This window comes from Rathayibacter sp. SW19, from assembly GCF_030866825.1.
In the GTDB taxonomy this organism is placed as follows: Bacteria; Actinomycetota; Actinomycetes; order Actinomycetales; family Microbacteriaceae; genus Rathayibacter_A; species Rathayibacter_A soli.
The window spans coordinates 4,351,824-4,374,313 of the sequence record NZ_CP133020.1 but is presented as its reverse complement, the minus strand read 5'-3'; the positions used below and the strand labels follow the sequence as shown (position 1 = coordinate 4,374,313).

Here is a 22,490-nt window from a genome sequence, read left to right as displayed (position 1 = left end):
AACCGGAACGGCGCGTCTTGGCGCCTGCGGGCGCGCAAGTCCAAGCGCATCCTCGCGGTGGGCGGACGCTGGAGGCGTCTGTTCAGCCGTCAGCGCCCTGATGTACCCGTCGATCGGTTTCGCTGAGCGGCACGTTCGTTCCGCCCCAGCGCAGGCCGATGATCTGCGCTGCGACTGAGACCGCGGTCTCCTCCGGCGTGCGTCCGCCGAGATCGAGTCCGATCGGGCTGGTCAATCGGGCAAGCTCCTCAGGGCCGAGCCCCGCTTCGACCAGGCGTACCAGTCGGTCCTCGTGCGTCTTTCGCGAACCCATTGCGCCGATATAGGCCGGGGCTTGCGTGCCCTCCAGCCGCAAGGCGAGGTCAAGCACCGGAACATCGAACTTCGGATCGTGGGTCAGTACGCAGATCACCGTCCGGGTGTCGATCCTGCCCTCATCGATCTGCTTCTTCAGATACTGATGCGGCCACGACACGACGACTTCGTCCGCGTTGGGGAACCGGGCCTTGGTCGCGAATACGGGCCGCGCATCGCACACGGTCACGTGGAAGCCCAGAATCGCACCCTGTTTTGCCACGGCAGCGGCGAAGTCGATCGCGCCGAACACGATCATCCGCGGCTTGGGTTGGAACGATGCGACAAACACACGCATACCGGTGTCCATGCGCTCGCCCTGTGCTCCATACGTTAGCACGGCCGTCGAGCCTGCGGCGAGCAGGCCGCGCACGTCATCTGTGACGGCTTCGTCGATGCGTGTGGTGCCGAGCGTGCCGCTCGCCGTCTCTGGACGCACGATGAGGCGCTTGCCGACGAGCGTCGCATCCGGATGCTCGATGATCGTCGCAATCGCGACCGGTCGGCCGGCGGTGATGTCGGCGGCGACCTCATCGAGGTCCGGGAACGACGTGCGCGAGAACGGCTCGACGAACACGTCGATGATGCCGCCGCAGGTCAGTCCGACGGCGAAGGCGTCGTCGTCGCTGAATCCGTAACGCTGCAGCACCGGCTGGCCGGATGCCGCAACCGTGCGGCACAACTCGTAGAGCGCGCCTTCGACGCATCCGCCCGACACGGAGCCGGAGACCGTGCCATCCTCTGTGACGAGCATCGACGCACCCGGCGGCCGGGGCGCCGATCGGATCGTGTGCACGACAGTGCCGATCCCGACGACTTCGCCGGCGTCCCACGACGCGAGCAGCTCGCCCAATACCTCACGCATTGGCTATCAACTCCAAGAGTTCAGCGAACGCGGCCAGCGAATGACCAGCCACGAGCCCATCCAGGGAAGGAAGCGCGGCAACGATGCCGCCTTGCACCGGAGCATATCCCGCTTTGCCGCGATGCGGGTTGGACCAGAGCACCACGCGAGCCAGCCGATGCAGGCGTTGCATCTGTTCGCCAAGCAATGCGGGGTCGCCCACCTCCCAACCGTCACTGGCGATCACGGCGACCGCCGCGCGCGCAAGGCCGCGCTGCCCCCATTGGTTCAGGAACTCGCGCAACCCCTCGCCGAGCCGGGTTCCGCCTGACCAGTCCGGGATCGCCTCGCCGGCCAAGAGCAGCGCTTTCTCGACGTCGTGCAGGCGCAGCGGCACCGTGATCCTGGTGAGTTTGGTTCCGAGCGTGAACACTTCTGTGCTGCGCGGAGCCGCGGCGACGACGCGATGCGCGAGCCGGAGCAGGCTGTCGGCGTACGGCTCCATCGAGCCGGAAATGTCAATCAGAAACACGATGCGTCGCGGCCTGGTTGTCGCGCGGCGGTAGCGAAGCCGGCCGGGTTCTCCTGCGTGGCGCAACTGTTCGCGCACGGTCTTGGCCGCATCGATAGCTCCCCGGCGCGACGGCCGCCGACGCACGCTGCGGCGCTGCGGAATCCGCACCGGCAGCGATGCGAACAGCCGGGCAAGCCGCGCCCGATCGGATGCCGTCAAGCTCGCGATGTCGCGATGCCGCAGAGTTTCTTCCCCGCTGGCCAGCACGGCGATCAGATGGTCCTCGCCCTCCTCGCCGGCGGTGTCGTCTCCGCCGACGTCGGCCTGTGTGACGGTTCGCGGGGCGGGCCTCGGCGTGCCGGTGCGGTTCGAGTGCTCGGAAAACCAGTGCTCGAAGGTCTTGTCGTACACCACCGTGTCGTCTGGGCCGGCGCACAGCGTGGCGCGGCCCGCCCAGTAGACGTGGCTGCGGCGCCCTGCGTTCAGCCGGGTCGAGGCATCAAGAAACGCCTGCGTGCGGTCGGGTCCAACGGCCAGGCCTGCCGCGCGCAGCGCGTGGGTGAATCCGATGAACATCGCCGAGATGTCGTGTTCGGCGCCGACGGCATCCGTCACATCGGTTGCATCCGTCGCATCGGTTGCGCTCATCGCAGCGGTTGCGCCAGTCGCATCGGCTGCGCCGGTCGCATCGGTTGCGCCGGTCAGTGCCGATACGTCTGTTGGTGGATCATTCATCGCACGCCCGTTATCTCAGACCGTCAGCATGGTATCCAGCGCCGATCGCACGCGCTCGGTGTCTTCGCGGTACTTGCAGACCGCGCCGATGGTGGCCGCGGCCGATTCAAGGTCGAGTTCACTCACGCCGAGTTGGTGCAGGGCGCGTGCCCAGTCGAGGGTTTCGGCGACCCCGGGGGGCTTCAGCATTTCACCGCGCAGCCGCAGCTCCTGCACGATGGTGGCGACCTGCTCTGCCAGCCGCTCGTCCACTTCGGGAAGCCGGGTTCGGAGTATCTCGACCTCGCGAGCCAAGCCCGGATGCTCGATCCAGTGATAGAGGCAGCGGCGTTTGAGCGCGTCGTGCAGTTCGCGCGTGCGATTGGAGGTCAGCACGACGATGGGCGGCACGGCCGCGGTGATCGTACCGAGTTCTGGAATTGTCACCTGATTCGTCGACAGCACCTCGAGCAGGAACGCTTCGAACTCGTCGTCGGCACGGTCGATCTCATCGACGAGCAACACGACGGGAGCCTCACGCAGAGCGCGCAGGATGGGGCGCGCCAACAGGAAACGCTCGTCGAACAGTGATTGTTCGAGTGCTGCGGTATCCAATGTGGTGCCGTCCTGTGCGGCACCGGCCGCCTCGACGGTGCGAAGGTGCAGGATCTGACGGGTGAAATCCCAGTCGTAGAGCGCCTGCGTCGAGTCGATGCCCTCGTAGCACTGCAGGCGGATCAGCGGAATGTCCAGCGATTGCGACAGCGCTTCGGCCAGCGCGGTCTTGCCGGTGCCGGGCTCGCCTTCCAGCAGCAGGGGTCGCTGCATTGCCAACGCGAGATAGGTAACGGTGGCGAGCCCTTCGTCGGCCAGGTAGCCGACGGATCGCAGGCGAGTGCTGACGTCCTGGGCTGAAGCTACGGTGCTTGTTGCTACGGTGCTTGTTGCTCCCGCGTTCATTGCTGCAGTGCTCATTGCCCCAGCTTAGGAAGGATCGGGCTGCGGGCATCCACGTCATCATCGGCACGCGTGTCGACGTCGGCTCCGCCGGCAAGGTCAGAGCAGTCGACCTCGAGCACGTCGTGGCGCGCCAGGTAGGCGCGCGCACCGTGGTCGCCGGAGCATTCGGCGGCGATCGCGGCCCAGTGATCTCTGCCCAGCAACACCGGATGCCCTCGTGCAGGATCGCCGGCACCGCCGCGAGCCCGTGCACCGATTTTGGCGCCGGCTTTGGCGCCGGTTTTGCCGCCGGCTCGGTATGACGCGCGCGCCAGGACGCCGGGTTCCGCGTGGCTGAGGACGCGGCGGATGACCTCAGCTCCGACATCCGGCAGATCGACCAGGTGAACGAGTGCCGCGGCAGCGTGGCGTGTGGCGATGGCGCCGAGCGCTGCGCGCAGCGATGCACCCATCCCCTCTTCCCAATCGGATGCTTCGACAATGGTCACCGGCTCGTCGGCCAGCAGCGCACGCACAGCGGGCGCGGCTGCACCGATCACAATGACCACCTCGGCGCATCCGCCGTTCGACAGGGTTCGGGCGGCGCTGACTGCCCACGGGAGTCCGTCTGCACCCTCGACGAGTGCTTTGGGCAGCCCCATGCGCCGACCGGCGCCCGCAGCCAGCAGCAGCCCGATCGCATCCGTCATGCTGTCGTTTCCGTCATACTGTTGCGTTCGTCATGCGCTGAGCTCGCCCAATGCCCCTTCCAGGGCGACCCAGCCGAGCATGGCGCACTTGACCCGCGCGACGTAGCGCGAGACGCCGCTCAGTGCGACGGCGTCACCGAGTAACTCCGGGTCGCCCTCGTCGGCTCCCTGCGAATGGATCATCGCACGGAAGGCCGCGATGCGCGTCGTGACGTCGCCTGTGGTCATGCCGGGAACAAGGTCGTGGAGCATGGAAACGGATGCTTGCGAGATCGAGCAGCCCATGCCATCCCAGCTCAGCGATTCGATTGCCTCGCCCGTGGCATTGAGGTGCACCTGCACGGTGACTTCGTCACCGCACGTCGGGTTGATTTGGTGGGCAGTTGCCGCAGCTGTGTCCTGCAGCCCGGCGCCGTGGCGCTCGCGGGCGTGATCCATGATGACCTGCTGGTAAAGGGCAGTCGTGCTGGTATCGGTCACGGTGTGCTCCCGGTTCGCACGGCAAGAAGTTCAACGGTGAACATGATTTCAGCCTACGCCGGGAGCGCGAGGATTGCTCCGCAGCCGTCGTCGCACGAACCAGGCATGCGATCGCGGTGCGCCACATGAGGCGCGGTGCGCCAGTCGAAGTGGCGCACCGCACGCGAAAAGGCGCACGAGTTCGTAAGACGCGCTCCGCACGGTGTAAACCGGGGAATGGAACAGACACAGGAATGGAATTGAACATGGAAGAGTCACGTCCGCCACTGCCGCCTTTCACTCGCGAGAGCGCGATCGAGAAGGTGCGCCTTGCTGAGAACGCTTGGAACACGCGCGATGCGGAGCGTGTTGCCGGGGGCTATTCGATCGACAGTCGGTGGCGCAATCGTGATCAGTTCGTCGTCGGCAGGCCCGCGATCATCGAGTTCCTGCGCGGTAAGTGGGAGCGCGAACTCGACTACCGGCTGATCAAAGAGATGTGGTTGTTTGGCGACAATCGCATCGCCGTGCGGTTCGCCTATGAGTCGCACGACGCGTCCGGGCAGTGGTTCCGCTCATTCGGCAACGAGTACTGGGAGTTCAACCCGGACGGCCGGATGCTGGTGCGGCATGCCAGCATCAACGACGTTCCGATCGCTGAGTCGGAGCGCAAATACCACTGGGATGCTTCCGGCCCGCGCCCGAAGGATCACCCAGAACTGCGCGACCTCGGGTTGTAGCGACTGAGCGTCGCAGGACTCCAGCTGGTGCGCAGCGCGCGCCGAGTCTGCTGCACCGCGTCGACGGTCAGCTCGACGATGCGCTCGGCCCCGGGGAGCGTCGCTGCTGCGGCCGGGTCCCAGTTCACGCGCGCCCGCCCCGACACCTGCAGCAGCCCGCCCGTGGCCCAATCGGGAAAGAGCAGACCCACGCGGGGGTTGAGCGTGATGTTGCCCAACGTCATGAACATCGCGTTGCCGTTGTAGTCCGGCCAGCGGAGCGTCTGGGGGGAGTCCACCACAACGAATCCCGGATTGCCGCCTCGGTGTGAGGCGTCAGCCGGGCCATCCGGATGCGACGTGCCGATGAAGAACGTGTCAGCCGCGCCGATCATCTCCATCTGGGCGGCCGACAATGTGGTGCCCGTCTCGACGGTGCTTTCGGTCTCGAAAGTGCGGCCCGGTTCGCGGTCCGGTTCCGGCAACGGCTGTCGACGGGAGATATAGCGCCCACAGTTCGAGTACACCTGCGCCGTGTCGATGGCGAAGCCGTCGGATCGCGGCTCCAGAAGCCCGTTCACGCGCATCCTGCCGTGGCTATCCCACAGGATCGTACCGGTCTCGCCACCCCGCGCGACCAGTGGCGCAAGCGGGTCGCTGGGCAGCGGCATTGCGTGCACGACCATGATGCGCGGGTCTGGCGCCTGCATGAATCCAGGCGTACCGGTGAGCATGGTCGCCCACATCCGCGCGTCGCGGTCATGGCCGGCGATCACGACGGCAGGCCGTGTGACCAGGAAATCCGCGGCGATTTCGGGAATCGACTTGCGAATGACCGCGCCAGAACTCCTTCCGGCGCGCTCTTGCACGGCCAGTTCGCCGGAATGGAATACCTCACTCATCGCGACTGGTCCGAGTCTTCGCGGCCCGAGTCACGCCTGCGCCAGGGTCGTCACATGTCGCGGCTGTCACTGGATGTGTTGGGTTCAGAAGAATCCACAGGTCGGTGCTTCACCGCTGGGCGCGGGACTTTCCTCTGCGCCGCTTGGGGCGAAGATCTCCAGCCGGATGCCGTCGGGGTCGGCGAAGAAGATGCCACCGGAGTTGGACCCTTCCGAGTGAGCCACGATGCTGTCGTGGAAGAACGGGGCATTCAATTCATGGGCGATCACCTCGGCGGCGCGAACCTGATCCATGTTCTCCACCTGGAAGGACAGGTGGTGCAGGCCAGGTGTCGACGTACTGAATCGCCCGGAGCTCTGCTGGAAGAGCGTGAGCACCAATCGACCGTCACGGCCCAGGAAAACCCAGCGTCGGCCCTCGTCTGTGCCTTCCCTGGCGATGCTCAGCCCAAGCAGGCGCTGATAGAAGGCCTTCGAACGCTCGAGCTCGGAGACGTTCAGCGCGACGTGACCCGTCTGCAACGACGTGAGCGTAGGGGTGATGGTGGATGTGGTCATGACTGCCCTTTCCGGCATCGGCCTACGATGCCGTCAATTGCGATTGTCTCTCCTTTTGCCTAACTATTCAAGTGATGATGTGTGGGTAGATATTCATTGCACTAGTGCAAGGCGCTGGCAAATAGTCATACGAAAAGTAACTTGAAATGATATCCGCATAAGTTAGAATCAGAACATGGAACGACCTTTGACTGGTGAGCCGCTTGCCGTCGATCTCGTGAATACCCGCTGGCATCGAGCCGGCGAGGAGTACGACCTGCTGGCAACTTTGCCAGGGCTCGTCCAATGGTTGGCCGAATGCAGCATCGACGTTCAGCCGGACGAGCGGATGCGCAGTGCTCTCGTCTACACGCGCTCCACGTTAGAGAGCATCTTCGACAACCAGCCCGGTGCTGAGGAGCGACTGAATTCAATCCTCGCGCGTGCACTCGTGGTCGATAGCATCCTTGACGGCGAGGTGCGGCACCTGCCTGTGTTCGCAGACGAGTCGTGGCGGCCGGCCTGGCAGGCTGCGCAGGACTATCTGCGGTTGCGCGGGGCTGGGCCAGACAACATCCGCCAGTGTGAGCATCCGTCGTGTGTGCTGTATTTCCACGACACGACCGGACGTCGTCGGTGGTGCTCGATGGCTGGATGCGGAAACCGCGCGAAGGCGCAGCGCCACTACTCCAGGCTTCGCACCGGCATCGCAGGCCGCGCGTAGCGCACTGGTGCGCCGGAACGTAAGGCAACAGGTCCAGAACAGATCTGACCCAGATCTGATCTGGATCAGAACAGATCTGGATCAGAACAGATCTGGATCAGAACAGATCAGAAAGAGGGATATCCGTGTCACTGCCCAGAGTCAGGCTGGCCAAGAAGATCCAGGTCGCAGAGGGGACGATGTCTTTCCACTTCGAGAAGCCCGATGGCTTCGAATTCAAGGCTGGGCAGTTCGCCGATTACACGTTGCTGGACCCTCCTGAGACCGACGCAGAGGGGGACATCCGCGGCTTCACGCTGTCGAGCGCACCATACGAACACCATCTTGCCTGCACGACCCGCATGCGTGACACCGCGTTCAAACGCGTGCTGGGGCAACTGCCGATCGGCACCGAGGTGGAACTCGACGCGCCGTACGGGTCGTTTACTTTACATAACAAGATCTCTCGACCGGCGGTGTTCCTGACCGGTGGCATCGGGATCACCCCAGCACGCAGTATCGTGCTCCAAGCCCAGCATGATCACACCGGCCACTCGATCGTCCTGTTCTACTCGAATAAGCGGCCGGAGGCTGCCGCCTACCTCGACGAACTGACCGGGCTCAGCGAGTCCAGCGCGAATTTCACGTTCGTGCCGACGATGACGAAGCCCGAGACATCCGCGGTCGGCTGGGCCGGTCATACGGGCCGGATCGACGCCGCGTTGCTGACCGAATACGTCCCCGACGTGGCGGCGGCGATCTACTACCTGTGCGGTCCGGCAGGTATGGTCAAGCAGATGCGCACGGTGCTTGCCGAGGCAGGGGTCGATGACGACGACATTCGCACCGAGGAGTTCACCGGGTATTGATTGAGCCGGGATCGCGGCTGTCGCGACCGCGCGGTGCTATTCGATGCGGTCGTGACCGTTCTTGCTGCCGAAAAGGCCGAGCCCACGGCGCGTGACCATCTCGAAAGCCTCTCGATACGTCGTCGGCACTGGCTCTCCGGGATCATAGCGCGACGCCAGCAGTGCCATCAGACCCGCACCAGGCGGGCTGAGCGGGCGATCGTCATCGCCGTGTGGCACCGGCGCGCGCGACTCGGGATTGGCGGGGACATAATGCGGATAGGTATCAGGCCAATCCTGCGGCTGGCGCGGTGAGGTCAGGTTGATCGCGTTGTTGATGGTGCGTGCGTCTCGGTCGCGTGCTGTCAGTCGCTTCAGGCGGAAACGCTCACTCAGGGTCGCGATCACGGCCGCGTGGTGCATCTGATCGTGGATGATCGTGTTGCGTGCGGTGTACGCAGAAATCGCGATAGCCGGCACGCGCACGCCGAGGCGATCGAAGCCGAACCCCATCTCCGTGTTCTTGCGCTCCTCCGGTGGTGTCGCGGCCGGCGGCGGAACGTGATCATGGATGCCGCCATGCTCATCGAAGGTGACCAGCAGCATGGTGTTGAGCGCGTTCGAACCCTTTTGGCTGGAACTCGACCGAATGGCGGAGTAAAGCTCGTGCAGGAAGGTGTCCCCCGCACGTACGTCGGAGATCGCCCCGCCGGTGATCACATCACCGTCGACCACGGTGTGTGCGAATCGCACGCCGGCCGGCGGATGCATGTCGTTGTGGTCGTAGAGCAGGCGGGGCTCGACGAACGAATATGCCGGCAGGTTGCCGCTTTCGACATCGTCGTAGAACTGCGTCATGGTGCGGAAGTTGGTGCGCCAGTATTTCTCGATCGAAGGCGCATGGATGAACCCGGTGAGCGAGACCAGCTGCCGGTCGTCGAAGTACACGGCCCACGGGATCTTCGCCTCCGAGAGCCGGTTGAAGATCGTCGGCACATTGTTGCCCGGATTGAACCATTTCGAGATGCCTTCAGGGCCGCCGGTGTTCGTGACGAAACCGTGCGAGGTCGACGCATGGAAGAACGAGCGATTGCAGAAGGTTTGCGATGGCACGGCGCAGTGCCAGTTGTCGTACACGGCGAACTGCTGCGCGAGGGTGGAGAACACCGGCAGTTGCTGCGGCGTAAATGCGCCCATCACGACGCGGTAGTCCTCGATATCGGGCTCGACGCCGGCCCGCACACTGAGGTCGTTGATGTAGTCGTGCACGAATCCGCTCATCGTCGGTTTCGTGCCTTTCGGCGGCGTGTTGAACGGCGGAAGCATGTCGCCCCCGTGCAGTGTTGCGTTCACGGCAGGGTCGATGTGATTGAACAGCTGCACGTTGACGTGGTTGTATTCTTCGCCCGGATCCGGTGCGGGCTGACGCATGACGAAGTCGGTGTCGCCCTCGTATGGATACGCCGGGACCTCGTTGCCGTTCAGATCGAGGTTGCTATGGTCGCCGAACGCGAGTCCGTTGAAATGCTCGCCTTTCGGCAGATTCGTCTCGTCATAGAGATAGCCGAGAAGGTTGTCGAATGATCGGTTCTCGAACATCACCACCACGAGATGGTCGAAACCGGGCGACTGCCGTGGTTGTACACGCCGGAAGCCGGTCTGAGAGAGAGGGGTGTCGGGCAGCGTCTCCTGATGCGCACCGGCGGAGGCGCCGATCGCCGCTCCGATCGCTCCTCCTGCGATTCCACCGACGACCGCGCCGGCGGCAGCCAGGCCGGCACCCTTAACGAACTGGCGCCGCGAGCGCTGCCGCGCGGGCTGGCCGTCTGGCAGTGGTGAGTCCTCCTGCGTGTCGGCTGGGCGCTCACCGTTCTCATCGGATGCCGTCATTGCGTATCTAATATATCGGAGGCCTATCGTCGCATCGGCCCGGTCAGGCTTCGCCCTGTCCGTGATGGTCGACGCGCGGTATGGGCGGAATAAAGAGGGGGATGCCCGCGGCGCGCGCAACCTCACGATAGGCGACTGCCAGCGAGGCGACACTCTCGTGCGCATTCAGGCCGCTCGGGTTGGGAACAACCCACAACTCGGCACCAGCCAGATCGCCGGGCTGTTGGCCGACGACCGCTCGCCGTTGTTCGAAGGCGGTGCGGAACGCCGTGATGCCCAACATCGCCACGACACGCGGCCGCAGGCGACGGACTTTCTCGCGCAGCGCCACCGCGCCCTCGCGCAGTTGTGTTGTGCTGAGCTCATCGGCACGTGCTGTCGCAAAGGCAACCAGCGTCGTCATCCCGACGCCTTGCGCGTGTAGGTGGGCCGCGTCGTCCGGCCGAAAACCTTCGGATGCATCGACAATGCGGTCCGTGATGCCCGCCTGATACAGCGCAGGGTAGAAGCGATTTCCTCGCCGCCCGAAGTCGGCCTGCACCGCAACACTGCGCAGTCCCGGGTTGATGCCGACCAGCAACAAGCGCACACCGGGCGCCACGAAATCGGGCAGCGATTTGCCTCGAAACTGATCGAGTTGCCCGCGCGTGTACGCCATTTCAGCAGCGTACTGCAGGCGTCCTCAGCCCTTGACTTGCTCAGTTTCGGTTGCCGACTCGTACGGCAGTCGCGCTATGCCCGACAGCGTCGCACTGACCGGCGGAGTTCTCATGGACGCCGACATCGCGGGCACTGGCTGGCGGCTGATCTTCCTGATCAACGTGCCTGTCGGGATCGCGGGCCTCGTCCTCGTCGGGATCGGCCAAGCGCTCGGCGTCGGATCGTTGTTCCGGCTCGTCCGGTCCGAGGTATCCGTCCACGCGGCGGGAGTCGGCAGCGGAGTCCTCGTCACGGCTCGACAAGCCGCGATGTCGATCGGTGTCGCCGGCCTCGGCAGCCTGTTCACCGGCCTTGCCGCACAAGGCACGATGCTGCACGCCGTCGTCGTCATCCCCGCCGTGCAAACAGGAATCACGCTGATTCTGGTCGCAGTCAGCCGACTCCTGCCGCGGATCGCGAGGTAGGAACAATTCGATCCCAACGCCAAATCCAAGGCAGCGAACCGGCGGCATTTCACCCGTCATAAACTCGCAATTCGAGGCTCGATTTTCTATCCAACTGGGTGCCAGTAGTGGAACGGCGACTGGGACGGGCGAGCACAGGCCGTCCCGGTTTGCGCATTCCGGAGCGCACGCTGTTCTTCAGCTACGGGGCTTTGTACCCACGCGGACAGCGCGGGCCGAGCGTTCAGCGCTGTGCCGTTACTGCTAACGCAGATTAGATATTCGACTGAATCAGATTCCGGCCGGAGCGGGGCCGCGGAGGAGCATCCCGGGGAGGATATCGCAGAGCCATGCCATGATCTGGTCGTGACTCCAGCCGCGCTCAGTGGCGAGCAGGTTGTAAGTGCTGTCGCCGTAGACGGTCATGAATGCGTCGGTCAGCTCATCGAAGGACCGGTCATCCCGGAGCGGCCACTTACCCGCGAGTATTTCCAACACCTGGCCGAACGCAACCCGGCGAAGGGTCTCATGGTACTTGTGCGTGCGGCGCACTTCATCGTCGGTGAGCGCAGCCGCGCGCAGTACTTCGGCGATAGCTGCTGCGCGCGCAAAAACGTCCCCGGCACCGCGGATGAAAATCCGCAGAGCCTGCGCCGCATCCGGCTCCGCCACCATTTCCCCCCACCAGGACTGGGCCTGCGGCGGGCGGGGATCCTCTTCACCGAGGACCGCTGCATCGATGACGGCACTGATCAGTTCGGGTTTGGTGTGGAAGACGAAGTACACGGTCTGTGAGGCCACTCCCGCGCGGGCAGCGATGCCCGCCATGGTGGCCCCATGGAATCCCCTGGCAATGAATTCCTTGTGCGCCGCCTGGACGATCTTGCGCCTGGTGGCGTCTGCTTTCTTCCTGCGGATGCTATTGACAGGCGAGGTCTCCGGGTTCATATTTAGAGTATCTCACTAGAGTATCACTCTAGTTAACTTCGTCGACAAGGAGCGTGTCATGAGAACGCGCAACTATCACCCTTTCCTCGCCTTCCGCTTTGCCGCCCGCCGGGGCGTGCGGCTCTTCGTGCCCGAGCCCGCTGCTGAAGTAAGGAGAATCCCATGAACACGTACTCATTAGGTACCCGCAAGGCCGCGCTCATAGCGATCGGCACAACCTGTGGGATCGCCTGGGCCGCGGGGTTCCGAGGCTACATGGTGGAACTCGCGGGCCAGACATCCACATTCAGCTGGTGGGGGACGTTCGGAACGATCCTCTTCCCTGGAGCCATTGCGGGCGGACTGCTGGGCTGGGCGGAAGCACTACGGCGCACCGGCGGGCGACGAGGATGGCGCTGGCTCGCTCTTGCACCACTCGCGTTTGCCGTCGCCCCACAGCTACTTCCCGATGCCATAGTGCACCTTTTCACCCAAGGTCTCGGCGGAGGGGCAATCGCCGTCCCTCTAATGGGGATCGGCGGGGGCTACGCCCTCTCTCGACGAGGACCGCTCTGGGCCAGACTCGTCTGCGGCATCGTCAGCGCAACCCTCGTCGCGATACTCGCCCTGACGGGACCCGGCATCGGCGGAGCCAGCCTCGCGCTTACTGAACCGCGCGGCGCCTGGGTTGCCGTGTTGGCCACGTCGTTCGTCGTTGTGCTTGCCCTCGCGTCGTCGATCCCGCACCGACCCACCGTCACAGCCGCGGACCGGGCCCCTTCGGACCGGACCGTCCGCTCCGAATCCAGCGCGGCCCGGTGGTCCGCCCGGTAACGGGGCATTCACCACAAACATCCGCTCACGGGCAGCCGAGTCTGGATCCGTTTGCGGTTGCCGGCTATGAAGGGCAGGGCAGGACCAGGCCTAACCGTTTGCCACCTTGCTCGTGGTTTCGCGGCCGGCCCAGATCGATCCGGTACACGGCCCCGCGGATCACCGGGCCTGAGGCTCTGTGTTGATGTCCTCGGCCTTCAATGCCTCTGCGTCTGCACGGAACTGGACCAGCCAGCGTTGCCACGCGAGACGCGGCCCATAAGCGGAACCCTCAAGGGGCGTCTTCGTCGCCTTGTCGGTGTGCGGGCGACGCGAGTCGCCGTGCTGCTTCGACGACGAACTGGCGGCGCCGTGCGCGCTCGTGCTGGTCGCTTGGCGCGGCTCCGGTGATCATCTCGGCTAGCTGCGGGACGGTTTGCCACCAGGCGGCGAGGGCGATCAGGGCGAACACGAGGTGAGCGGGGTCAAGCGCGGGGTCGAGCAGGCCGGCGCGTTGGGCGGCGGCGAAGCGTTCGACCTTTTCGCGGTAATGCGTCGTGCGTCCGACGGCATCAGCGGGCGGGCCGTCCTGGAGCCCTTCCCACTGCAGGAGGCGGCCTAGCTCGGGATGGGCAGAGTGGTAGTCATAGGTTGCCCCAGCGAATTCTCCGATGTCATCCAATCCGACCCCGGTGAGGGCGACTGCGGAGGCGAGACGTTCCAGTTCGGTCGCTAGCACGAGCTCCCAGAGCGCCTTCTTGTCGCCGAAATAGCTGTACAGCCGTTCCTTGTTCACGCCGGCGCGAGCTGAAATGGAACTGACCGTGGTGCCGTCGAATCCTCGAGCGGCGAACTCCGCCATGGCCGCTTCGCGGAGGCGCCGACGCGTGCCCTCAGTGTCCCATGCCATGACTTGAGGCTACCAACCGTGGAGTTGGAAAAAAGTGAAAAGCATCGTAGTATTCCAACCACATCGTTGGAGTTGGAGAAGTAGCATGAAACAGATGGATCGTCTTCCTCTGGAGATCCGTTCACCGCAACCCGGTTCGATAGCACTGGTGACGGGAGGCAACAGTGGCATCGGGTTCGAAATAGCGCGACAACTGCGTGATCACGGTGTCGTCGTGTGGGTGGGCGCGCGCGACTTCGATAGGGGGCTACAGGCGGCGAAAGAACTAGGCTCGACTGCTTGCGTCGTGCGACTGGACGTCACCGATCCGTCGCTGATTGCCGCGGCCTGGCCTACCGAAGCTCTAAGACCGCGGTCAACGCCGTCACCCTCCTCACGGCACAGGCACTCGGCAAGGACTTCAAGGTCAACGCGCTAGCGCCAGGCCTGCGCCGAACGAACCTCATCGCAGGCATGTCCGTTGGTGGCGACCCGGCCGAGGCCGCCACAGGAGCCGTTCGTCTCGCGCTGTTGCCCGACGACGCACCCACTGGGGCCCTCTGGTCCTGGGACGGCACCCGCACCCCCTGGTAGTCGAGGCGGGCGTTCCGCGCCATCCGCTCGCCCGCAACAACCTCTGAAGGCGGAACGGCGCGGCTGCTCGAGCAGTGGCGGCGGCGCTGCCCGATACAATGGGGTGGACTTGTCGTTACGCCGCACGGCCGCGGTCGGGTCCGGCCAGGTACCTGACCGTGAGGAGCATCATGCCGGCAATCGTCATCATCGGCGCCCAGTGGGGCGACGAGGGCAAAGGCAAAGCGACAGACCTTCTGGGCAGCCGCATCGACTACGTCGTCAAGTTCAACGGCGGCAACAACGCCGGCCACACGGTCGTGATCGGCACCGAAAAGTATGCGCTCAACCTGCTGCCGTCCGGCATCCTGACACCGGGCGTCACCCCGGTCATCGCGAACGGCGTCGTCGTCGACATCGAAATCCTCTTCAAAGAACTGGATGCCCTGATCGCGCGCGGCGTGGACGTCTCCCGTCTCAAGGTCTCTTCTAACGCACACGTCATCACTCAGTATCACCGCACGATGGACAAGGTCACAGAACGTTTTCTCGGCAAACGCCAAATCGGCACGACCGGCCGTGGCATCGGGCCGGCGTATGCCGACAAGATCAATCGGGTGGGCATCCGCATCCAGGACCTGTTCGACGAGAACATCCTGCGCCAGAAGGTCGAGGGCGCACTCGACCAGAAGAACCACTTGCTCGTCAAGGTCTATAACCGTCGTGCCTTCACGGTCGACGAGATCGTCGACGACCTGCTCAGCTACGCAGAGCGGCTGCGCCCGATGGTCGCAGACACCAGCCTGCTGATCAACCAGGCGCTCGATGCGGACAAGAACGTGCTGTTCGAGGCGGGTCAAGCGACGATGCTGGATGTCGACCACGGCACCTACCCTTTCGTCACCTCGTCATCGTCAACGGCAGGCGGCGCCGCGATCGGTGCGGGCATCGGCCCGGCACGCATCAGCAGGGTGATCGGCATCGTCAAGGCGTATACGACTCGCGTGGGCTCAGGACCGTTTCCCACCGAGCTGTTCGACGAGCAAGGGGAGTGGCTGCGTCAGGTCGGCGCCGAATTCGGCACCGTCACGGGTCGCCCCCGCCGCACCGGCTGGTATGACGCGTTGATCGCTCGCTACGCGACGCGCATCAACGGCGTCACCGACTTCGTGCTCACCAAACTCGATACTCTCACCGGGCTGGAGAAGATCCCGGTCTGCGTCGCGTACGACGTCGAAGGTGTTCGGCACGATGAGATGCCGGCTTCGCAGAGCGACTTTCACCACGCGCTGCCGATTTACCAGGAATTCCCGGGCTGGAAGGAAGACATCACCGGGGTGCGTCGGTTCGAGGATCTGCCGAAGAACGCCCAGGATTATGTCGTCGCGCTCGAAGAACTCAGCGGATCACGCATCTCGGCAATCGGCGTGGGCCCCGCCCGTGACGCGATCGTGGTGCGGCACGACCTCGTCGGCTAGCAGCCGCGGCGTGCGGTAGGGCCTGCGCCCGTTCGTGCGGCATGCGCCACTTCAACTGGCGCATGACGCACGAAGTGGCGCACTGGTTGAGGAGGCCGGTCCCTGGGCTTGCCCAAGGGCGGCCCGCGCTCAGACGATGCTGAAGTGCTCCGGCAAGCCGGCGCGGCCCGTCATGGCGAGCAGAAGGTCCTCACCACGCCCGGCATCCGCGGCGATGCCCGCAGCCAACCGCGCACATTCACGCACGGCGTCATCGGGAAACGCCGGACGGATGCCCGTTGCACGCTCGATATCCATCGTGTGTACCACCAGCTCGAACAGTCGCGTCCGCAAGTATTCCTGAAGCGGCATGTTGCCGCCGCGCACCGCGATCCGGCGGTCGAGTCGCTGGTCGCCCAGGCGTACGAGCACGCGCTTGTTGGCTGCCGCGATCGTCCGAACCGGATCGGAGCCGAGCGCAAGCCCGCTCTCGATACCGCGACGGGCGACGGCGGCGGAGGCCGCGGCATCCGGAGTCACGTGCGCGTAATACTGCTCTGCGGTCGCGATGCTGATGCTGTCTGGCTCATCGAGCGCCAGGTAGTCGATCACGGTCTGCACCGCACGTGAGGTGTGCCCGACGAGTGAGCGCACGCTCCAGACGCCGAGCCCGGGCAGCTCCCATTGATCGTCCGCGATGCGTGCGACGACATCCACGAAAGCCTTAGCCGTGCCGCCGTACAGTTCGATCGTGCTCACGACACAATATTCGCACGGCGCGGGCGGTAGGCACAGGGGATGTTATGCGGCGAAGTGGTGGCTTGGAGACGGCCGAAGCCGGCCTCCGGCGCCACGCATGCCAGCCCTTGCGCTCAACGCAATCGCCTCAGCTGCAGCGCGATGGCAGACTGGCGGCATGACTCGTGTCGCCGATGCTGAACTATCCGATCTGTGGAGCGGTTCGTACACCGCGGACTCGAATGGGCATGGCACCGGCATTGGCCTGCTTCGCACGACCGGCGACGGCACGCTCCGCGCAGTGCGAACGGCAGCACCGGCCGAATCGCCGTCGTTTCTGGTGCAGCACCCGTTTCTGCCTGTCGTTTATGCCGCCCAGGAGGCGGCGCAGACCGTCCAGACCTTCACGATCGTGGATGCGGCGGACGTGGATGCGACGGGCGTGGATGCGACGGGCGTGGATGCGGCGGGCGTGAATCCAGCCGGCTACCTCGAGCCGCTCGGCGCAGCGTGGCCTGCCGGAGCGGCCGTCTGCCACGTGACAGTCGATCCGGACGGCCGCTATGCGATCGCCACGTGCTGGGGCGACGGCACGGTGCACTTCTACGAGTTGGATCCCGCCGGCGCGATCGTGGCCGACCACGTAGCGGCGCCGGCGATCGACCCCTATGCCGATCTCCCCGGCGGCGTTATCACCGTGCCAGAGGCCGCGCCGCGCATCTCACGCGCACACGCCTCTCTCGTGCTGCCAGACGGCCGCGTTCTGACGACTGATCTCGGCTTCGACCTAGCGCGCGTCTGGCGTGTCGAGCCCGGCGTGGGGCTGGTGGCCGACCACGAGGTGACGCTGCCTGCGGGCAGCGGGCCGCGGCATCCGGTGCTGCATCCCGGCGGTGCCGTCTCAATCGTGACCGAGTATTCGATCGACGTTGTTACCGTGGCGCTCGGCCCGGACGGTCGATACGCAATCACGGATGTCGCGCCCGTGTTCGCCGGCGGACCGCACCCGGGCGACGCGGCGGCGCACATCAGCCTCGACGCGCGCGGCCAACATGTGCTTGTCACGGTGCGCGGGTCAAATCGCGTCGCCATGCTCGCGGTGCGCGACGATGGAGCGCGTCTTGAAGCCGTCGCCGACGTCGACTGTGGCGGCAATTGGCCCCGCCACCACCTGCAGCGGGGGTCATTTCTCTATGTCGCGAATCAGCTTTCCGACACGATCGCAACCTTCCGCCTGGATGCCTCCGGCCTGCCCTCGGAGCTGCTTCAGACCCTGCAGACCGGCTCCCCCACCTGCCTGATCGAGCGACGTTGATTCGGCTTCGTCGTAGACGCGGTGAGGTATCCGCTGCGGCTGGCAACAGCCGAGCACCCTCTTGGTGATCAAGGTTAGGTATGCCTACACTAAGTTCTATGACCGCATCCGCTTCGTACAACACTCGGCAGGCCGCTGTCACGTCGACGCAGGACAACGCACCGCGGCTCGGCGAGGGAGTTCCGCTCGCACGGATGCCCGCGCACTGGATGCTCGGCCGGCTCGGTAAGAAAGTCATGCGACCCGGTGGGCTGACGCCCTCGCTGCACATGCTTGACGCCCTGCAGATCGGCCCCGACGATGATGTCGTCGACATGTGGCCGGGCCTCGGGGTGACCACGGAGCGCACGCTCGCGGCGCATCCACGCAGCTACACGGCGATCGAACGTGGCGCGGCCGAGGCGGCACGCGTGCAACGGATGCTCACCCACGCCAACGAGACCGGTGCGGCCCGGCGATGCTTGGTGGAGCCCGCACACAAGACGAGTCTCGCCGACGGCGCCGCGAGCGTCGTCTACGGCGAGGCGTTGCTGACCCTCGAGCCCGCCAAACGCAAGGTCGCAACCGTGGCGGAGGCAGCCCGCCTGTTGCGCTCTGGCGGACGGTACGGCATCCACGAGCTACTGCTGACTCCGAAATCGCTGCCCGAGTCGGCGAAGGACGACATCGAGACGACCTTGACCCGCGTGTTGCACGTGCTGGCACGCCCGCTGACGACGGATGAGTGGCGCCGGCAGTTGGAGGACAGCGGGTTCGAGGTCGACTTCGAAGAGACCGGCAAGATGCTGCTGCTCGACATTCCGACCTTCCTCTCTGACGAGGGCTTGTGGGGCTCGACGATGTTCACGGCGCGGTGTCTCGCGCATCCGTCCGTGCTTCCGCGAATCACCGAGATCTGGAACGTGTTCCGCCGGTACCGCGACAACCTCGGCGCGATCGTCATGACGGCGCGTCGCGCCTGACTCGTCGCGCGCCTCGATCCGACCACGGCATGAAGGCGGCGTAGAACAGATTGCACCGCGGTCTGACGCGGCGGCCAGTCGTCGGCGACCCAGTCCGTGAACCACAACCAGCTGTCGTGCCAGCGTAGTGACTGCACAAGTTCGCGGTTCTCAACCAGTGTGCGAATGGCTGTATCCTCCACGTGTGATGCGATCGGTCAGGAACTCGCGCTCGACTTCATTCTCGGTTAGTTCAAGTGCCCGTCGGTAGGCGATCAGGGCGTCGTCGTCGCGGCCAAGCCGGTGCAGCAGGTCGGCTTTGATCGCCGGTAAGTATTGATATCCGGCAAGCCGCGAATCCCGCTCCAGCTCCTCGAGCTCAGCCAGTGCATTCGCCGGTCCAAACGCCATCGCCACCGCCACCGTGCGGTTCAATGCCACGACCGGTGATGGCCACACACCTATCAGGGCGTCATACAAGTTCACGATCTGCGGCCAGTCGGTCTGGCCGTATGTCGGGGCCTCGGCGTACAAGCAGGCGATCGCCGCTTGTAAGACGTAACGCCCCGGTTGACCTCCGTGGAGCCCGTCCATGATCAAGCCACGCGCCTCGGCGATCGCACTGTGATTCCAGAGCGATCGGTCTTGATCCTTTAGCCGTAGCAGCCGACCGTCACCATCAACTCGAGTAGCACGTCGTGCATCGGTGGCGAGAAGCAACCCGAGCAGCCCCCAGACTTCCCGCTCGTCGGGCATGAGCTCGCGCAGCATTCTGGCCAGGTGAAGCGCTTGGTCGACAAGATCAGCGCGCATCAACGACGAACCAGTGGGCGCTGTGTATCCAGCGGTGAAGAGCAGGTAGACGACGCCGAGAACTCCGCGCAACCCTTCCGGCAGTTCGGCGGAGCCCGGCACGCGGTAGGGGATGCGGGCCGACACGATCTTCTTCTTTGCCCGGGTCATCCGCGCCGCCATCGTCGGCTCAGACACCAGGAACGCTCGCGCGATGTCTGCGGTAGACACCCCACACACCAGCCTCAACGTCAGCGCCAGCTGGCCATCCTGCGCCAGCGCCGGGTGGCAGCACATGAAGATCAACCGCAGTCGTTCATCTTGAACGCCAGCGGCCGGTTCGACAGGTTCTTTTGACGTAACATCATCGACCAATTTCTCGGGTTCGACCAGCAGTGGCAGCTTCGACCGCAGCACCATCTCGCGCCGGATAGCATCCACGGCGCGCCGCTTGGCCGTTGTCGTGAGCCACGCTAACGGGTTGTCCGGGATCCCATCCCGAAGCCAGGCAACCAGTGCCGAGGCATAGGCCTCTTGGACGCATTCTTCGGTTAGGTCCAAGTCCCGAGCGACGCGGGCTGTCGCGGCCAGTACCAGAGCCCAGCCGCGCCGATGCGCGTCTCGAATTGCCGACTGGACGGCTGCTGCGTCCGTCATCCGTTAGGCGGATCGATCCACGATAAAGCCGCTGTCGACCGGTCGCACCTCGACGCCGCCGCCCTGCTGAGTGATCGGATTCCGCCGCGCGATTTCTAGGGCCGCGTCCAGGTCGTGAGCCTCGATCACGTAGAATCCGGCCACCACCTCCTTTGCATCGATGAACGGCCCATCCGTCACGACGTCGCCCCGAATCGACGTCGCTGTCGTGTCGGCGGGTCGCAGTGCGAACGCCGCGACCATGGCACCGGCCGCCACGACTTCGTCTGCATAGCGACCGTGGGCCTGGCTTGCGTCCGTTGTCGGTTTTTCGGTGTCAGCGAGATTCTTCGCGTAGATCAAGATTGCGTACTGAGCCACCAGGTTCTCCATTCAGATAGTGGATATTTTGCTCTTACACCACTACGACGAACAAGCGAGACGGAATCGACAGCCCCGACCCAAATCAGTCACCGACGGTTGCCTCGGCACCACCATCGCCGTTCATAACGCCCGAGCCGCTCTGCTTATGACACATCGGTTGCCTCGGCACCACCATCGATGGTCAAAACAACGCCGCCATCATTGGGCTGTGGCCGCACCCGTTTGCTCCGCGCGCCGAAGGCGCATTGGCCGCGCGTCGTCATCGGTGCCGCGGTCATCGTGGCTGCCCTCAACGGCTGATTGCCGCCGTAGCATCGTAGACTCTCCCAAATCGGCGCTGCGGCGGGAATCGGCCTGGTCTGGGTGCGTTTGAGGGCCACGAGGCCCATACTCACCCGGGTGATCGGCGCAGCGGGTGCGGCGTGACGGGTAGTGTCTCACTATGGCTTCGCACGACACCCCCATGAATGACACCGAGGCGGCGCTCGCCGAGCTGCACAGCATCCGCGAAAGCATCGACAATATCGACGCAGCACTGGTGCACATGCTGGCCGAGAGATTCAAATTCACCCAGTTCGTCGGAACGCTAAAGGCCGAGCACGGTCTGCCTCCAGCAGACCCGGAACGCGAGCGGGAGCAGATCCAACGCCTTCGTCGGCTTGCGGAGACGAGCCACCTCGACCCGGAGTTCGCAGAGAAGTGGTTCAACTTCGTCGTCGCCGAGGTGATCCACCATCACGTCGAGGCAGCCGAGCGCACCCCGGGGCGCGTGTCTGGCGGTAAGCCGGCGTGAGCCCGCGGTGGAACCCGGCGGCACTGCCGCGCCTGCACGGCAGAACTATCGTCGTCACCGGCGCCAACGCCGGAATCGGCTTCTTCACGAGCCTGCAACTGGCCGGCGCCGGCGCGCACGTCATTCTCGCATGCCGCAATGAAACGCGAGCGGATGCCGCAATCGCGGCCATCCACGCCCGCGTGCCTTCCGCACAGCTCGAGTTTCTCTCACTGGACACCGCCGACCTGACGTCAGTGAGCGCAGCTGCCGCGCGCATCCGAGGTCTGGAACGGGTCGATGTGCTGATCGAGAACGCCGGTATGGTGCATCCGCCGGCAGAACGCACCACAAACGGCGACGGCAATGAGCTCGTACTGGCGACGAACTTCTTAGGGCATTTCGCGCTCGCGGCCCAGGTGATGCCGGCGCTGCTGCGAACCTCCGGCGCACGAATCGTGTCGCTCGGCAGCATGGTCACGCGGCTGTACGACTTTCGCATCGGCGACCTGCAATTGCGCGCGCACTACACGCCGAATCGCGCGTACGCACACTCGAAGATAGCGGTTCAGTCATTCGGCTTCGAGCTCGATCGGCGGCTGCGCGCCGCCGATGCCGACGTTGCGAGCATCGTCGCGCATCCGGGTTATTCGATCGGTGGACTCACCGAGCGCATTGAGGGCGTAAACGAGCCGAGCGGCGGCAAACGCGCGGTGGATGCCCTGTTGTCGCCGATGGCGCAATCGAAGAGCCGTGGCGCCTGGCCTATCGTGCGCGCTGCCGTCGACTCGGCCGCGGTCGGCGGCCAGTATTACGGCCCGCGCTTGCTGACCGAGGGGCAGCCCGTACTGCAGCAGCCGACGCGCACAAGCGTCGACCCGGAGGTCGCGGCTGAGCTCTGGAGAAAGGCCGAGGAGTACACGGGCATGTCATTCGAGTAGCGTTCGCGTCATTGACGTGACGAGACGCTCCGCCTAAAGTTAATCCACGCTCCTTTTAGAAGCGGGTTCATCGTCG

25 protein-coding genes and 1 pseudogene are annotated in these 22,490 nt (G+C 64.8%); 12 read left to right on the top strand and 14 right to left on the bottom strand.

The window, feature by feature from the left end:
• Positions 1-82: 82 nt before the first annotated feature.
• Genes QU604_RS20270 through sufU form a run of 5 tightly spaced genes read right to left on the bottom strand, consistent with a single transcriptional unit; the run spans position 83 to position 4,555 of the window.
• Positions 83-1,219: an XdhC family protein gene (locus QU604_RS20270; protein WP_308466405.1), complete on the bottom strand. Its 1,137-nt coding sequence runs from the start codon at positions 1,217-1,219 to the stop codon at positions 83-85.
• Complete coding sequence (locus tag QU604_RS20265) at positions 1,212-2,447, bottom strand: vWA domain-containing protein (RefSeq protein WP_308466404.1); 1,236 nt, start codon at positions 2,445-2,447, stop codon at positions 1,212-1,214. Before QU604_RS20265 ends, QU604_RS20270 begins: the two co-directional genes overlap by 8 nt.
• Before the next feature lie 15 nt (positions 2,448-2,462).
• Positions 2,463-3,401: an AAA family ATPase gene (locus QU604_RS20260; protein ID WP_308466403.1), complete on the bottom strand. Its 939-nt coding sequence runs from the start codon at positions 3,399-3,401 to the stop codon at positions 2,463-2,465.
• Positions 3,398-4,075 carry a nucleotidyltransferase family protein gene (locus QU604_RS20255; RefSeq protein WP_308466402.1) on the bottom strand — a complete coding sequence of 226 codons (678 nt, stop codon included), beginning with the start codon at positions 4,073-4,075 and terminating at the stop codon, positions 3,398-3,400. Before QU604_RS20255 ends, QU604_RS20260 begins: the two co-directional genes overlap by 4 nt.
• 30 nt (positions 4,076-4,105) lie before the next feature.
• Positions 4,106-4,555 (bottom strand): Fe-S cluster assembly sulfur transfer protein SufU, encoded by a 450-nt coding sequence (gene sufU / locus QU604_RS20250; RefSeq protein WP_308466401.1) that lies wholly within the window; start codon positions 4,553-4,555, stop codon positions 4,106-4,108.
• 245 nt (positions 4,556-4,800) lie between these two features.
• Between sufU and QU604_RS20245 the strand changes: the two genes are divergently transcribed.
• Entirely contained in the window at positions 4,801-5,274 is a 474-nt protein-coding gene (locus QU604_RS20245; protein WP_308466400.1) for a nuclear transport factor 2 family protein, read from the top strand.
• Here the strand turns inward: QU604_RS20245 and QU604_RS20240 are convergent.
• Both QU604_RS20240 and QU604_RS20235 read right to left on the bottom strand, forming a co-directional pair.
• Positions 5,244-6,155, bottom strand: a complete 912-nt coding sequence (locus tag QU604_RS20240) for a pyridoxamine 5'-phosphate oxidase family protein (RefSeq protein ID WP_308466399.1) — start codon at positions 6,153-6,155, stop codon at positions 5,244-5,246. The genes QU604_RS20245 and QU604_RS20240 overlap by 31 nt on opposite strands.
• 84 nt (positions 6,156-6,239) lie before the next feature.
• Positions 6,240-6,713, bottom strand: a complete 474-nt coding sequence (locus QU604_RS20235; RefSeq protein WP_308466398.1) for a VOC family protein — start codon at positions 6,711-6,713, stop codon at positions 6,240-6,242.
• A gap of 175 nt (positions 6,714-6,888) precedes the next feature.
• On the opposite strand from QU604_RS20235, the gene QU604_RS20230 reads away from it, so the two are divergent.
• Together QU604_RS20230 and QU604_RS20225 are read left to right on the top strand one after the other, a co-directional pair.
• Positions 6,889-7,416 carry a CGNR zinc finger domain-containing protein gene (locus QU604_RS20230; protein ID WP_308466397.1) on the top strand — a complete coding sequence of 176 codons (528 nt, stop codon included), beginning with the start codon at positions 6,889-6,891 and terminating at the stop codon, positions 7,414-7,416.
• A gap of 125 nt (positions 7,417-7,541) precedes the next feature.
• Positions 7,542-8,264, top strand: coding sequence for a ferredoxin--NADP reductase (locus QU604_RS20225; RefSeq protein WP_308466396.1), 723 nt, complete (start codon positions 7,542-7,544; stop codon positions 8,262-8,264).
• A 36-nt stretch (positions 8,265-8,300) separates the two neighbouring features.
• Here the strand turns inward: QU604_RS20225 and QU604_RS20220 are convergent, their stop codons facing one another.
• Entirely contained in the window at positions 8,301-10,133 is a 1,833-nt protein-coding gene (locus QU604_RS20220; RefSeq protein WP_308466395.1) for an alkaline phosphatase family protein, read from the bottom strand.
• Positions 10,134-10,176: 43 nt separating this feature from the next.
• The gene (locus QU604_RS20215; RefSeq protein ID WP_308466394.1) at positions 10,177-10,791 is read right to left on the bottom strand and encodes a mismatch-specific DNA-glycosylase; all 615 of its coding nucleotides are present in this window, start codon (positions 10,789-10,791) and stop codon (positions 10,177-10,179) included.
• Between the two features lie 76 nt (positions 10,792-10,867).
• Between QU604_RS20215 and QU604_RS20210 the strand changes: the two genes are divergently transcribed.
• Positions 10,868-11,257, top strand: a complete 390-nt coding sequence (locus QU604_RS20210; protein WP_308466393.1) for an MFS transporter — start codon at positions 10,868-10,870, stop codon at positions 11,255-11,257.
• Positions 11,258-11,527: 270 nt separating this feature from the next.
• On the opposite strand, the gene QU604_RS20205 is transcribed toward QU604_RS20210, so the two are convergent.
• Positions 11,528-12,184, bottom strand: coding sequence for a TetR/AcrR family transcriptional regulator (locus tag QU604_RS20205; protein WP_308466392.1), 657 nt, complete (start codon positions 12,182-12,184; stop codon positions 11,528-11,530).
• Between the two features lie 162 nt (positions 12,185-12,346).
• Between QU604_RS20205 and QU604_RS20200 the strand changes: the two genes are divergently transcribed.
• Entirely contained in the window at positions 12,347-12,997 is a 651-nt protein-coding gene (locus QU604_RS20200) for a hypothetical protein (protein WP_308466391.1), read from the top strand.
• Positions 12,998-13,268: 271 nt separating this feature from the next.
• Here the strand turns inward: QU604_RS20200 and QU604_RS20195 are convergent, their stop codons facing one another.
• On the bottom strand, positions 13,269-13,886 hold the full coding sequence (locus tag QU604_RS20195; protein WP_308466390.1) for a TetR/AcrR family transcriptional regulator: 618 nt from the start codon (positions 13,884-13,886) through the stop codon (positions 13,269-13,271).
• An 85-nt stretch (positions 13,887-13,971) separates the two neighbouring features.
• Here QU604_RS20195 and QU604_RS22285 point away from each other — a divergent pair.
• From QU604_RS22285 to QU604_RS20185, 3 genes and pseudogenes are all read left to right on the top strand, one after another.
• A pseudogene (locus QU604_RS22285) lies at positions 13,972-14,151 on the top strand (short-chain dehydrogenase); the annotation flags it as partial.
• 14 nt (positions 14,152-14,165) lie between these two features.
• Complete coding sequence (locus QU604_RS20190) at positions 14,166-14,459, top strand: Rossmann-fold NAD(P)-binding domain-containing protein (RefSeq protein WP_308466389.1); 294 nt, start codon at positions 14,166-14,168, stop codon at positions 14,457-14,459.
• 170 nt (positions 14,460-14,629) lie between these two features.
• A complete protein-coding gene (locus QU604_RS20185; RefSeq protein WP_308466388.1) occupies positions 14,630-15,916 on the top strand; it encodes an adenylosuccinate synthase in 1,287 nt (428 codons plus the stop codon).
• A gap of 129 nt (positions 15,917-16,045) precedes the next feature.
• On the opposite strand, the gene QU604_RS20180 is transcribed toward QU604_RS20185, so the two are convergent.
• The gene (locus tag QU604_RS20180; protein ID WP_308466387.1) at positions 16,046-16,654 is read right to left on the bottom strand and encodes a maleylpyruvate isomerase N-terminal domain-containing protein; all 609 of its coding nucleotides are present in this window, start codon (positions 16,652-16,654) and stop codon (positions 16,046-16,048) included.
• Between the two features lie 157 nt (positions 16,655-16,811).
• On the opposite strand from QU604_RS20180, the gene QU604_RS20175 reads away from it, so the two are divergent.
• Together QU604_RS20175 and QU604_RS20170 are read left to right on the top strand one after the other, a co-directional pair.
• Positions 16,812-17,948: a lactonase family protein gene (locus QU604_RS20175; protein WP_308466386.1), complete on the top strand. Its 1,137-nt coding sequence runs from the start codon at positions 16,812-16,814 to the stop codon at positions 17,946-17,948.
• Positions 17,949-18,046: 98 nt separating this feature from the next.
• A complete protein-coding gene (locus QU604_RS20170) occupies positions 18,047-18,910 on the top strand; it encodes a class I SAM-dependent methyltransferase (RefSeq protein WP_308466385.1) in 864 nt (287 codons plus the stop codon).
• Positions 18,911-19,060: 150 nt separating this feature from the next.
• Here QU604_RS20170 and QU604_RS20165 read toward each other — a convergent pair whose 3' ends face one another.
• Positions 19,061-20,338, bottom strand: coding sequence for an RNA polymerase sigma factor (locus QU604_RS20165; protein ID WP_308466384.1), 1,278 nt, complete (start codon positions 20,336-20,338; stop codon positions 19,061-19,063).
• A gap of 3 nt (positions 20,339-20,341) precedes the next feature.
• Positions 20,342-20,698: a YciI family protein gene (locus QU604_RS20160; protein WP_308466383.1), complete on the bottom strand. Its 357-nt coding sequence runs from the start codon at positions 20,696-20,698 to the stop codon at positions 20,342-20,344.
• Between the two features lie 445 nt (positions 20,699-21,143).
• On the opposite strand from QU604_RS20160, the gene QU604_RS20155 reads away from it, so the two are divergent.
• Entirely contained in the window at positions 21,144-21,494 is a 351-nt protein-coding gene (locus tag QU604_RS20155; RefSeq protein WP_308466382.1) for a chorismate mutase, read from the top strand.
• A complete protein-coding gene (locus QU604_RS20150; RefSeq protein ID WP_308466381.1) occupies positions 21,491-22,414 on the top strand; it encodes an SDR family NAD(P)-dependent oxidoreductase in 924 nt (307 codons plus the stop codon). Before QU604_RS20155 ends, QU604_RS20150 begins: the two co-directional genes overlap by 4 nt.
• The last annotated feature ends 76 nt before the right edge of the window (positions 22,415-22,490 follow it).